This is a genomic window from Vibrio sp. SSH13-20 (assembly GCF_040104475.1).
Taxonomy (GTDB): Bacteria; Pseudomonadota; Gammaproteobacteria; order Enterobacterales; family Vibrionaceae; genus Vibrio; species Vibrio harveyi.
In genome coordinates this window covers 104,246-117,774 of record NZ_JBECOU010000008.1, presented here as the reverse complement: position 1 = coordinate 117,774, position 13,529 = coordinate 104,246, and the positions used below count along the sequence as shown (strand labels likewise).

Annotated in this window: 7 protein-coding genes; 2 read left to right on the top strand and 5 right to left on the bottom strand. The window is 46.6% G+C overall.

All coding sequences use genetic code 11. The features are described from left to right. Positions 1-404 precede the first annotated feature (404 nt). The gene (locus ABMY42_RS21295) at positions 405-4,115 is read left to right on the top strand and encodes a M66 family metalloprotease (protein WP_349266809.1); all 3,711 of its coding nucleotides are present in this window, start codon (positions 405-407) and stop codon (positions 4,113-4,115) included. 115 nt (positions 4,116-4,230) lie between these two features. On the opposite strand, the gene ABMY42_RS21290 is transcribed toward ABMY42_RS21295, so the two are convergent. Beyond that, a complete protein-coding gene (locus ABMY42_RS21290; protein WP_349266763.1) occupies positions 4,231-6,675 on the bottom strand; it encodes a collagenase in 2,445 nt (814 codons plus the stop codon). A gap of 495 nt (positions 6,676-7,170) precedes the next feature. Here ABMY42_RS21290 and ABMY42_RS21285 point away from each other — a divergent pair, with 495 nt between their 5' ends. Next, positions 7,171-7,665, top strand: a complete 495-nt coding sequence (locus tag ABMY42_RS21285; RefSeq protein WP_009703515.1) for a beta/gamma crystallin-related protein — start codon at positions 7,171-7,173, stop codon at positions 7,663-7,665. Positions 7,666-7,739: 74 nt separating this feature from the next. On the opposite strand, the gene ABMY42_RS21280 is transcribed toward ABMY42_RS21285, so the two are convergent. From ABMY42_RS21280 to ABMY42_RS21265, 4 genes are all read right to left on the bottom strand, one after another. Continuing rightward, entirely contained in the window at positions 7,740-8,999 is a 1,260-nt protein-coding gene (locus ABMY42_RS21280) for a HAMP domain-containing sensor histidine kinase (RefSeq protein ID WP_050940912.1), read from the bottom strand. After that, positions 8,996-9,685, bottom strand: a complete 690-nt coding sequence (locus ABMY42_RS21275) for a response regulator transcription factor (RefSeq protein ID WP_038897571.1) — start codon at positions 9,683-9,685, stop codon at positions 8,996-8,998. Before ABMY42_RS21275 ends, ABMY42_RS21280 begins: the two co-directional genes overlap by 4 nt. Positions 9,686-9,738: 53 nt before the next feature. After that, the gene (locus ABMY42_RS21270) at positions 9,739-10,236 is read right to left on the bottom strand and encodes a winged helix-turn-helix domain-containing protein (RefSeq protein ID WP_349266762.1); all 498 of its coding nucleotides are present in this window, start codon (positions 10,234-10,236) and stop codon (positions 9,739-9,741) included. A 200-nt stretch (positions 10,237-10,436) separates the two neighbouring features. Beyond that, entirely contained in the window at positions 10,437-13,526 is a 3,090-nt protein-coding gene (locus tag ABMY42_RS21265; RefSeq protein WP_349266761.1) for a multidrug efflux RND transporter permease subunit, read from the bottom strand. Between the last annotated feature and the right edge of the window lie 3 nt (positions 13,527-13,529).

Genomic DNA, 13,529 nt, shown 5'->3' with positions numbered 1-13,529 from the left:
TCATCTCCAATTTCATTTTCATTTCAAACTCTTGTTAATTTCAAATAACTTAGTTTGATTGCCAGTCCTCGGGCTGGCTTTTTTCTTCTCACTGATTCATTCCTCGCTAAAAATCCCTTTTTTCTTAGAACAACATGCCATTCGCATACATAGGAAACATCATTTTGTATAGATGGATAAATACGAATTTGGACATAAGATACCAATCTAATTTCGCGATCAGATCAGAGCTGGAAGCAAAATCACAAGCGCAATTCATGCTATCTATTTCGCCGTCAATTCCCATCAGATAATCAAATCTGTAAGCCACTCACATTGAGATTGCTTATGTAACCCCCTCCATACTGTGTCGAGCTTCTGGCGACACATAAATGTCTATTCCATTGGCAAAAGTAGAGTCTAATATGAAGAAAAACACGCTCGCTTGGCTGATCTCATCCTTATTAGGAAGTACAGCCGCTTTCGCAAACGCGAACCACGACCTAACCTTGGTCGAAGTTGGTAACCAAACCTTTGAACGCATAGAAATGCTCAAGCAGTTAGCAGACAAAGGTCAAGGCACGTCCCAACGTGATGGCGAAACCTACCTTGATTTTCAAGGCTATGAATACTGGGTTAACTTTGATGGCTACCCTAAGTTCCCATTCTTATTCGGCGATCAAGACCAAGCCTACCGAAATGTGGTGGACTTCGTCGGTCCTGAATGGGAGTTCATCATGTACAACGGTGGCTTCTACCTGATGCACAAAGAGTTTGGCGTGATGAACCCAGACGACACAGGTTGCTACGTAGAATATATCCCCGCAGCCCGAGGCTCGAAGCGTCCAAATGGCGAATACATTTGGCAGTCAGATATGATTCAAAACATCGAGACTTCTGATTGTGGTGACCTATCTGCGCCAAACATCAATGCATTGAACGTAGCCAGCGTTTCAGATCAAGGTGTTCAGCTAAAATGGGCTACGCAAAACGCGAATGACAATGTGGTTTTGACGTTGACCGAATCAGCTTCAGAGCCCGTTCGTTATGATAACGTTCAATCTGGCTTGTTCATTGGCAACCTGAAACCAGACACTCGGTACACGGCGGAGCTTTCTTCGTGTAATGCGATTGATTGTATCGAGCCACAAAAGATTGAGTTCACGACAAGTGCGGCACGCCTCGGTTACGCAGACGAATTAACGCTAGTAAATCACTTGAATGGCGATTTGACTGGCTCTATCCATTTTGCTCAAACCCATACGACCACCGCCCCAAATCAAAACGATGTTAACCTGTTCCCTGACTTGGTGATCGACCGTGAAGCTCTGCTTTTATTCACGCCAGAAGACAAAGCCGTTCAACAAGTTTGGGTAGAAGTGAGCTTTGAAGGCACTGTCATCACTCGGCTCCCAATGCTGCCACCAAGCGCGCTTGCGGCTTCTGATCAGCCAGATAATGGACGTTCTAAAGTGGTATTCTCCCATCACGCGTGGTCACTGCCGCTGCAATGGGATTGGATGAAGCCAGGCTTGTCGCTGCGCTTGACCGATAACACTGATCGACAAGGCGACTTAGCTGCTAATGAACTTGTCTTTGGCGGCGCGCCGGAGCTTATCATTCAAAACATCGACATGGGTATGCTCACGGCGCCGCGTGATGGCAACACCATGATCAAAAACATGGCAAAACTCAGCGCCGATTACTTCCAGAAAATCCCAGCATCTAAACTGGTGATGGCGGATTACACTGCCGCTTATTTCCCGAAAGTGACGCTGCCAAACGGTAAGGTTTACACCACAAGCTCAGACGGTGAAGGTGGTTGGCACGGCGGTGACATGCGTGAAGCCATTGGTAAAGCACTGGTATCTACAGGTGTGAATAACGCGAATGTCGGCATTACCGATAGCGCTGGCTATTCGCAAGCTTACAATAAACGCTTCAATCACATTACCGCGCACACCAACCGCGGCGTGTACACCAACGGCATTATTGATCATGGCGGCAGTGGCGGTGGCGGCATCGTGACGTTAACAGCGACAACCGGTAACGAATGGTCACACGAACTGGGGCATAACTACGGTCTGGGTCACTACCCTTGGTATGCTTCTACGCACGATTTGGAATCTGGTTGGGGTTGGGATGCTCTGCATCGCCGCTTTATCGGTAACTTACACTGGACAGGTGAAGCCACGACTAACGATGTGGGTGGTGAAGTGGTACCACCATTTGCGGGTGAATTCCGCTTTATGCGTGACGCACAAGCTGGTGGCGAAGCCGCACTATTGGGCACCATTAGCCATTACACGTTAGAGCACCCTTCTCAATCTCGCCGTGTACAAACGTGGCTCAATAACGGCTTTAACGTCAATTTAAACAGCTCGACTGGTTATGTTCGTTGGAATCAAGAAAGCCAAAGTTACGAAGAAACACAAACCGACACGCCAGTACCTAGCGCGGCAGGCGTGCCTGTTGTCACCATGTTGGGCATTTACGATCCGCGTAACGAACTTGCAAGCCAAGTTTACCCGCTGATTTACTCCAACTACGGCAACGTGTTTGAGCTGCCTTCTTCACCAGACGTAACTTATCATCCGGAAGGCTGGCAAGCGGTGTCTTCTTTGTCTGACGAACAAATTCAACAAGATTTGTGGCAGATGATGAAGGTCAACAATCAGCAAGCTCGTATTTGTCAGTTCACCTACACGGCAAGCAACGGCGAAAGTGCAAACTTCGTCGGTACAGTCAGTACGGATATGGCGCGTTGTGAAAGCAGCGAAGACATGTACTGGAACATCAATGGTCAGCGTGAGCGCATGATATCTCAAGATCATGACTACTCATTGCTATCTAAATACGGTGAAGGTGCTGTGACTTACACGCCGAACGCCGAAATTGGCGAAGTACCGCTTTGCGTGCTTGATAAATCTGGCACGAGCCATGATGGTGCGGGCTACTTTACCTCTTCCCATTGCCAGCAGTTTAGTGGCGTGAAACACAACAACGGTGCAGATTGGCGTTACGCGCGACATCAAGGTGGAATGCATCAGCCAAGTATGATCTCTCAACGTAGCTGTGCAGTTACTGTGGAGCGTCAGGATGGCTCAGTACAAAACATTGCGGTTGCAAGTAGCCGATTAAACGACTCACAAAGCAATAAGTTCCACTTTAACCTAGAGCAACTGCCACTACCGGCTCGTGTCACCTTAAGTTGTACTGACGTGAATGGTGAACAAGTGCTAGATAGCTTGATCCCTGATCAAAACCCAGCGATCGATAAGCTTGTTGGTCCTATCTTTGTTGGTCAGGAGCACGGTTACAAACAATACGTTGATGAACAAGTCATGTTTGCCGACAACGCAGCGTTAAACCGCATCGACTTTGGCTTTGTGGCTGACTTCGACAAGTTCGTAGCAGACAACTACGGAGCGGGTGTGCTGAACAATGGTGAGACAAGCGCAGAACGCCGCGCTGGTGCACTTTACGTGTACCCTAACCCAGTCACCGGCACTCGCGATTACTTCCTAATGCGTGATATCTCTGCGGCGGATTTCCCAACCAACCAAGCAGACAATGAAGGCTGGAAGTACCTAGGCTCAGCGGAAAACCATGTCCAGTTTGGTTTTAACCCACTGAAAGTCGATCGTGGTAACATCGACAATGCACAGCGCATTGCCAGCTACTTCAATCAACCGCAATTGCTAACTTGGGAGCAAGCGAGTTCAACAACATGGGGTCAATCTGAGAACGCAATTTTCATTGATACCGATGAAAGCGGTGAGCGCCGTTACTTTATGCAAAAACGTCCGGGAGTGAACAGCGCGTTGCCAGTTCAAAACACCTCTGACGCCGATTGGCGCTTTATTGGTAGCGATACGGATATTGAACAGTACATTGCTGAGCTCAACAGTGACCTAGCTAAGTTTGAAGCCGAAATCTTAAACTGGCACAAACAAGATCGCATGGGAATTTGGGGCGAGAACAACAACACGGGAACGATAAACGATATTTACGTGTACCACTTCCGTGGTGGTTACCATTACTACCGCCTCATTGACGGCAAGTACTGGTACTTCCCTTGGCCAACGGAGGCGAACCCAAACAACGCTGATTGGCAGTACTTGGGGCACTTCTAAGCCTTAACCGATATTCAATATGAATAAAAACGCCCAGCACAATGTAAACTCGTGCTGGGCGTTTCATTTTCTGTTGTTACTAGGACCAGTTGATCTTAATCAACAGAAACAATGTTTACTGACGACAACCTGAGGTATCAAAGTCCGCTACAATCGCAGCATTTTCAAACTCACCAGAGACTTTAACATACCCCCAGTAATTGCGCTGATTGGACAAGGTAATACACTCAGCATTACCCGCATTGTCTGACCACGCATGGTGATTTGAACCGTTTGGCCAACCATCATTGCTGTACTCAATTTTCAGGTCGCCTACCCCATTTGCCGTGGTGATTGCCATGCTGGTGTGCTCATTGACCGCGGGGATACTCAACCAAATGGTTTGTTGCGTCGCCAAACACGCCGCTTGTCCCGCAGTTAAGCGTCCACCACTGATTTTACTTTGCACTGCACAATCTTGTGGTAGCGCATCAGAACCGCCCTGCGCCGTAATAGTAAGACTGTGTGTCGTGCTTGCGGTTAGCCCATCATTATCAGTCACGGTTAAGCTGATCGTGTACTGCCCTTCACTGCCATATTGGTGCGACGGCTGGGTTTGTGTGCTGGTCGTGCCATCACCGAAATCCCACAAGACGCTGACGATCTTCCCGTTTGCATCCGTGCTGTTTTCACTGCTAAATGTAATGCTTTCACCGACTTTACCCTCACTGTTTGCGGTTATGACTGCATTAGGAGCATCACCAGAAACAAGAGCTTGTTGCCACTGTTCAAACTCGCTCTGGTATAAGATTGCCCACTGATTAATGGTTGCTTTGTAATTTGCCCAGTTACCCTGACGAGTTTCTATCAGCATTTGATTTACGTCGTCTTTATGTTGCTCAAACATGAATCGAACCGCCAAGTAACCCCAGCGATAAATTCTATCGACATCAAAGCCATCATAACTGGTCTCAAAGATCTCGCTGAGCGTAAACGTTGACCCATCTTTGATGGTGTCTATCGCAGCTTGGTTATCGTTCTCCTTCGACACATATTCGGCAATGCCCTCACTCCACCACACGATTCTTTCAGCTGGATGACCGAAGCCACCATAAAGGTCAAATCGTCCATCAAGGTAATGAACATACTCGTGCTCTAGGTTCCACACAAAGTGATCTGGGTTGGCGTAAGGCGCTTCATAAGCAACAAAATTAGGGATGTTCCCCGGCGTTGCTGGATCGCCCTCAAGGTACATTCCCCCATTGTTGGTACTGATGTTAAAAATCGGTCCAGCGTATTTGCCGTAATCATCGCTTGAATCAAAGATATTGACCTGCAACTGCGTGTTGTAGTCATCCGCAACAGGCTGTCTTCCTGTCTCAAGTGAAGTGTGGAAATACCCCTCTTCGTACCCCATCTTCGAACAAGCCGCGACGTGCTGATCTTGCGTCATGTTCTGCGACAAAATACGAATGGTAGGACTACATGTGTACGATTGAGAAAGCACCAAACCTTTCAACTGGGACTCAAAGTTACAAATTCCATAGTCACTACAATCCGCGTAATAAGAGACCGTATCGGCAGCGCCAAGCCAAATGGCATCGCCTCTACCGTACATCTCGTATTGAGCAAAGATCTCGGTCAGTTTGCTTTTCACTGTACTGGAAGCACTACCGGAATATTTGGTTAATCGTCCTAACTCACGACCAGCATTCGCTGCCATAAACTCATCACTAGCACCGATAGCTGACGAGCGCAGTGCAAAATCCCCTAGTGCTTTAACAAGCTCAGTCTGATTACCGATGGTTTGCACAAATTGCTCATTCCACTGACCACCAAACAAAATGGTAAATACGCCATTCACTGCATTACGCATGTACCAGTTCTGAGCGTATTGACTGTCCCAGCGAGTGAGCCACTGCGTAACCTGTGGTAGGTAGGCATGCTGGAGCCCTGCACTGTCCATAGTGATAATGACTTCGCTGAGCACCTTGCCATGTGGGTCACTGTTCTCATAGAAGTTCGCATTGTTAACGAAGGCATCGACGGCTTCTTTTACTGCAGGGGTCACCCAAGAAAGAAACGAGACCTTGCTGTTGTAAAACTCAGCGTAATAACCTGCTCGTAAATACAGGAACAAAGCTTCAAGCTCATCACTGCCGCCCCCAGCGTAGGCTTTCGCTAAATTGGTCGTGTGCTTTGCAATGTTGTACATGTGCCCAGATTCGAACGCCGCTTCTTGTATTCGACTCTCGGCTGAGAAAAGCGCGTTAACACAACTTGCTCCTTGGGTTTTGATCGCGTTGAGCACATCGTTGCTACTGTTCGCAGTGAAAGCTTCTACATCACACACGTTTGCTGCCTGCTCCGCAGACCGAGTAGAAAGGGTACGAAGGGTCGGTTTCGGTTGCTGGGGAAGCAGCTTAGTTGGTGCATAATCTGGCAACGCTCTATCATTACCGTTTTGATGAGCGTGATGTTGATATATTTCTGTGACTTGCTGCGATGGCTCACTTAAAGCAAGCGCATTCGTACTAGCAAAGAAGGTCGCTATTGCGACGGTGAGATTTTTTAGTTCCATCTTTATTCTTCTATATGATGAGTTCCTTAAATGCCGTTACCACTTAGGCATCACCATTTACTCTTCTCACGACAAAGAGCACTCTCATATAAAGCGCCTTGAGCTTTAAAAGAAACATTTCATTAACATTCAAGAGCTTTGGTCTCAGTTTCTAGTACTCAATCTGCCAGAAGACGAACTTTATAAAATTCACTTGCTTGATAAGGATTTCTCACCTATTGCGCTTTTTCACCAGGATCACTTAACGACGTGACTTACCATAAATGGTTTCACTTTCGTTGAGCTTTCTGGCTGCCTTTCTTTCCTCTCAGAAATGCACTTGTCAATAAATCGCCGAAATAATGAGCAACAACATGCGCTTGTGTAATTTTAAGGTGAATTTTCAAGCCATAACGCTTCGTTCTCATTACCTAAACACAAAGTTGTGGTATTCATTCTGCGATTATTTGATCGACTTAAATTAGGATTATCAATATGACTTTGGTTAAGAGATTTATGTTAGGAACATTGCTGTTTTTACCGTCGCTTAGCTATGGCGGTGATTTTGTTTACGTTTGCTCTCTAAAACCTTTTATGGATACATTTTCTCAAGCAGGTCGAACTGAAGCAGAGGCAAGACAAAACGTACGAAGCAGTTGTGAAAAGCAATATGGGGAAGGCAGTATCTTTTGTAAAACGTCTGATGCGAAATGCGAAGGCTCCTCTCTTCGTGGCAGTAGTGATAGTGATGTGAATGATAATGCGTCAGCCGTGATTTATCAGTATCGACACCAAACAGGTCCATCACTGATGCTTAGCCATGACATTTCCGACCTCAGTATGTACAAATTCGATGATAAAATGAGCTCGTTTTCTATCCCTCGCGGATGGCGTGTCCGTTTTTATGTCGATAAAAACTTCCGAGGTGATTACTACACCCGCGATCATGGCTCATACAATGCCGATGGCTTTGAAGATAAGATCAGTTCAATCAAGATCATTTCTCGTTAAGCTTCCACGTTTGTGCTTTGCTTAAAACAGCCCCTCGGTAAATCGAGGGGTTGTATTATCAAAAAGCGTCGAACTTAATTTGGAAGAAAATCAATAAAGACATCATGACCATTATCAATGGCTCGGTTTTTATACAGCCAGTTGTTCTGCTTGATGATTCGTTCAGTCAATTCAAGCCCTAAGCCAAAACCGAGATTGTTCTCTTCCGCATCTTGAGTTGCGCTTTGATTGAATATCACCACTGAGCTTCCCTCTTGCTTTACTTGCACAAAACCATCTGCCGTGTGTTGGAATGCGTTGCGAACCAAATTGGTACAAACCATTCGCGCTAACGGTTCGACCAATAACACTTGTTGTCGATCAGTAATAATATCAACGGTTACTTGCTTGCCTTGCAGCAAATAGGACAATTCATCAATGATTTGGGCTAATAAATCTCCCAACACCACTTCTTTGGCAGGGATTTGAGGCGCGTTACCTCGGTTGAGCCACAGTATTGCTTCTGTTAAGTCGGTCATCGTCGCATTTGCACGCGATATCCGTCTGAGCACCTCCTGTTGTTTTTCCACCTCAACTTGCTTTTCACACATCTTCTTTAGCAGTTCGGTATTGGTTTTGGTGACCGCAATAGGTGTTCTTAGCTCATGACTCGCGTAGGCAAGAAATTTTTTCTCACGCTCAACACTTTGCTGCACTGACTCCATGCTTGATTTAACGATATTCGCCAACACGTTTAGCTCGCTGTAGTGAAAATCTGGAATAGGCTGACTAAGCTGATCCGTCGTCATGTTCTTTGCCCAATTCTTTAACTGTTCAACAGGTGTTGTGACCTTGCGAAAGATGATGATCAAAACCAAATAAAACAGCAATATCGCCACCAACGCGGTAGAAAAAATAATGAAGAAGTGAGGAAATTCATCATCAACGGGGAACTGCTCAGTGCTGTCGTAGAAAGACACTGAGACATATTTCAGCATGCCATTATGCTGCACTTTCATCGCAAACAATGCCATTTTGGGTGGCGAGAAGATTGAACCATCAACAAAATAGTTGGTAAGTGTATTCGTTTCCAAGCTATCACGAGGAATATTCTCACGCACATCTTGGGGCAGATCGCGCCAACGTGAAGCAATGGTAAAGTCGCTGATTTTTACTGGTTCTCCAGGTTGGGTCTCTATAGAGATCGCGTGAGAGAACATCGAGTCTCTTAGTGCGATGTCCATGCCGGAGAAAAAGTAGTGCATAGTTAAAACGGACAACACCACGATTGTCGTAACGCCTGTGAGTAATACCGCAAAAAAACTGTATAAACGGATACTGGGTCTGATCTTCACGACACATCTCCTTCTGAGATTACAAAGCCTTGCTTCACCACGGTCTTAATGAGCTTTTTCTGATGCCCTTGGTCAACGCGCTGACGCAGGTTAAACATGTGAACTTTAAGGCTGTTGCTGTCGGGCTGTTCTTCACCCCAAATTTTGTACATCAACTGCTCACGAGTGACAGGATTAGGGCTCTCACGCATCAGCACTTCTAATATCTTAAACGAAATCGGAGACAGTAAAACGGACTGCCCTGCTCGATTCACGGTCTTCTTTTGTACATCGATGGTCAGATCGGCAATGGTTAACTTGGTGTTTTGCGCGCTACGTCGTTTAGATAAGGCAATAGTTCGGGCAATCAACTCTTCCATCGCAAAAGGTTTGATAAGGTAGTCATCTGCCCCGCGCGAAAATCCCGCAAGTTTGTCGCTCAGCGAATCTAATGCTGTGAGCATGATGATTGGCGTTTCCACCCCTTGTTCTCGCAGTTTTTCACATACATCTAAGCCGTTCATTCTTGGCAAATTGATATCCAAAATGATCACGTCATAGTCGGTTTTTTCAATCATCTGCAAGCATGCCACGCCGTTCGCCACATGGTCGCAATGGATGTCCTCCAAGGCGAGATAGTCAATCACAGCGCTCGCAAGGTCGTGATCATCCTCTACGATGAGAAGCTGTAAGTGATTGGATGACATGAAATCCCCTTAAATGTTGTTTAGTTGGTGGAATGAACGCTTTGGACTGTGTTTTACCATATAGCAAAAGCGTCCCTAATTTTACTTAACCAACTTTTGGTATTTTGATAAAACTCGACCGCATAAGTGGTCTCTTCACGATGCAAAGAAGGCATCTCGATTTGTGTTTGCTGTTTAAGGCTCTCTTCAGCAATGAGCTTATCTGAAGGCAAACGCTCTACAGAAGCGATAAAACGGTAACCGCACTTAGGCACAGTAAGAATATACTCAGACTTTTGACGATTGTCGCACAAGGTCCTTCTTAGCGTTGCAATGGCTTGGGTCAAACTCGCTTCAGTGACTTTAACGTCATTATCCGTCCAAATTCTATCAAACAGAGTTTGCCTAGATAGAGTTTGGTTTGGGTGTTCAATCATCATACTAAGTAACTGATTGCTGTTTTTGCCAAGCACTTTTGTCTCTTCTTCTCGCTCAGTATCCACAATGGTGCCATCAAGAAATGAGTAAACAAATCGACTACCGATAAGAACCGTCACGCTACCACTCTCCATGCTCGTTATTATTTTCGCTTTTTTCGAGAGTGGATACTAAAAAGGGTCAGGTTAAGGTTGGGTTAAGACGACCCTAACTGAACGCAAAAAGGGGCGAATTCACTCGCCCCTATTATTTTTGAATCGCCTAGCGTAGTAATGCCTTGTTAGACACAAGCTTGCTTTGGCATCGCTCCTACTTGGCTAACCATTGACGCGACTTAACGCTTAGTTTTGGTTAGCTTGTTCACAAATACAAAGAAGGTCGGCACAAACAACAAGGCTAATAACGTCCCTGATACCATGCCACCAAATACGCCTGTACCGAGTGAGTTCTGTATCTCTGAGCTTGCCCCACTTGCGAACATCAGTGGCACAATACCAAAGGTAAATGCCAGAGAGGTCATCAAGATTGGTCGTAATCTCAATTTCGCCGCTTGAACTGCCGCTTCAGCAACCGATAATCCCAGCTTGCGTTGTTGGTTGGCAAACTCAACAATCAATATCGCGTTTTTAGCCGATAAACCGATCAGAGCAATTAACCCCACTTTAAAGAACATATCATTTTGCAGCCCACTTAATGATACCGCCCACGCAGAGCCCAATAGCCCAAGCGGTGCGACCAAGACAACCGCAATCGGTATGGTCCAGCTCTCATATAACGCGGCAAGCACTAAAAACACCACTAGCAAAGAGAACAGCAACAAGATCTCCACTTCAGATTCTGCCTGACGTTCTTGTTTGGATAAGTTGGTCCATTCAATACTCACGCTATCATCGACTTGGCTAGCGACTTCTAACACTGCGTTCATTACCTGTCCGGAGCTGTAGGTCTGAGCCGCCATCGCAGAAGTGTCCGCCGCTTGCATACCATTATATCGCGTCAGCTGTTGCGGCATGGACTGCCAATCGGCTTTGATCAGCTCGGATAAGTAGACCAATTTTCCACTGCTGTTTTTCACCGCAATGCCCAAAACATCTTCGATGTTCATGCGGTATTTCTGGTCCGCCTGCACAATCACCTTCTGCATCCGCCCATGGTTTGGAAAATCATTGACGTAGTTTGACCCCATAGCGGTGCTCAGAGTTTCGCTAATGTCAGAGAACGAAACACCCAACGTCATTGCCTTTTCACGGTCAATATCTAACGCCAGCCCTACCGTATAAGGAGTTGCGTTATAAAACAGCCCTGTCACTTCTGGTCGAGCCGTCAATGCTTGGTTGAACTTCTGTTTCAGTTGTTCAAAATCGGCTGCGTTTCTATTTGCTCGGTCTTGCAGTTGAAAGCTAACACCATTAGTTGCGCCCAACCCTTGGATTGCAGGAGGTAAAGCGGCAAACACCGCACCGTCATTAGAGTGCTCACTCATGTACGCGTTAAATGCATTGGCAATGTCCGCACTCGAACGCTCACGCTTATCCCACTCAACTAAGTCTGTAATCATGAGTGCAGAGCCGGAGCCGGAACCCGCAAAACTAAAGCCCAAGACTACGTTGGAAGCGCGCACCTCTGGCTGAGCTAATAAGAACTTTTCAGCAATCGAAACCACTTCTAAGGTTCTTTCTCGGCTCGCATCGGCTGGCAGTTGGATCGACGAAAAGAAGTAACCTTGATCTTCTTCTGGGAAGAAAGTGCTGTTGAGTTGCTGGAACATGTACACCGCACCCACCGATAACACGAGGTAAATCCCCATCATGCGCATCGTTTTATTGGTTGTCTTCGCCACCAACGAGCCATAACGCTGGGTGGAGGATTCAATCGCGCGGTTAAACCAACCCAATAAACCCGTACGCTTGTGCGCATCTTCCTTAATGGGTTTTAACATGGTCGCACACAGCGCTGGCGTCAGGGTTAGCGCCAAAAATGCAGAGAACAAAATCGCAACAGCGATCGACAGCGCAAACTGCTGATAGATTTGCCCAGACGTCCCCGAAGCGAAAGAGATTGGCACAAACACCGCCACCATGACCGCCGTTACCCCAATTACGGCACCGGAGATTTCTTTCATCGCTTTTTTAGTCGCTTCTAAAGGTGATAGTCCTTCTTTTGCCATCAAGCGTTCGACGTTTTCCACCACAATGATCGCATCATCCACAATGATACCGATCGATAGAACAATCCCGAACATAGTGAAAACATTAATCGAAAAGCCCATCAACTTCATGATCACGAACGCACCGCACAAGGCTATCGGTGCGACAATGGCGGGGATAAAGGTGTAAGTAAATCGCTGCAAAAATAGGTACATCACGATAAACACCAAGATCATCGCTTCAACCAACGTCTTAACCACTTTCTGAATGGAGATTTTCGCAAATGGTGCTGCATCACCCGACGCCATGTAGTCGATGTCTTCAGGAAAGGTTTTCTTGAGCTCCTTCATCCGCGCATGAATGCGGTTCGACGTCGCCACCGCATTCGCGCCTGACATCATCTTAATCCCGATACTTGCCGACGATTTGCTATTGATGCGACTGCCAAAGTTATAGCTTTCTTGCCCCAATTCAACGCGCGCCACATCTTTAAGTCGCAGTTGTTTACCATCGGTCGAAGAGCGCAAAATGATGTTCTCAAACTCTTTGACGTTTTTGAGCTGTCCCGACGCGGTCAACGGCGTTACGGTTTTCTGCCCTACTTTTGCAGGCTCTTGCCCTACTTGCCCCGAAGCGATTTGTACGTTTTGCGCGCTGATGGCGCCCGTCACGTCAGACATAGTAAGGTCATAAGAAACTAGCTTTTGTGGATCGACCCATATACGCATCGCGTGCTCGGCAGAGTAAACCGTCACTTTACCAACCCCAGGTATACGCTTGATTTCATCGGTCACATTGCGCGCTAAAAAGTCACTCAATGCCCCTTCTGTCATCTTGCCTGATTTGGAGTACACGCTTAAATACATCAGATCGGAGCTTGAACTCGACTCAACATTCAAGCCACTTTGTCTTACATCTTGAGGTAAACGAGGCTCAACGGTTTTTATTTTGTTCTGCACCGCAATTTGCGCCAGTTCAGGGTCAGTCCCGTAGGCAAACTTCACGCTGATCTGCCCATTACCAGTCGAATCTGAGCTGGATGTAAACGACTCAATGCCATCAGTACCAAACAACTCACGTTCGATGATCGAAATAACGGTGTCATTGATGGTTTCCGGTGAGGCTCCTTGGTAGCTAAAAAAGACGTCAACCTGAGGCTGACTCACCGACGGAAATCGCTCCACTGCGAGCTGCGTAATCGACACTAAACCCAAAAGCGTAATAAGGATGCCGATCACCCACGCAAAGATGGGGCGGCGAATAAAAAAGTGCGACATAGT

What these genes read in the sequence shown, in the direction of transcription:
- ABMY42_RS21295 (WP_349266809.1), top strand. Translation starts at nt 405, where the DNA reads ATGAAGAAAAACACGCTCGCTTGGCTGATCTCATCCTTATTAGGAAGT.
- ABMY42_RS21290 (WP_349266763.1), bottom strand. Translation starts at nt 6,675, where the DNA reads ATGGAACTAAAAAATCTCACCGTCGCAATAGCGACCTTCTTTGCTAGT.
- ABMY42_RS21285 (WP_009703515.1), top strand. Translation starts at nt 7,171, where the DNA reads ATGTTAGGAACATTGCTGTTTTTACCGTCGCTTAGCTATGGCGGTGAT.
- ABMY42_RS21275 (WP_038897571.1), bottom strand. Translation starts at nt 9,685, where the DNA reads ATGTCATCCAATCACTTACAGCTTCTCATCGTAGAGGATGATCACGAC.
- ABMY42_RS21270 (WP_349266762.1), bottom strand. Translation starts at nt 10,236, where the DNA reads ATGGAGAGTGGTAGCGTGACGGTTCTTATCGGTAGTCGATTTGTTTAC.
- ABMY42_RS21265 (WP_349266761.1), bottom strand. Translation starts at nt 13,526, where the DNA reads ATGTCGCACTTTTTTATTCGCCGCCCCATCTTTGCGTGGGTGATCGGC.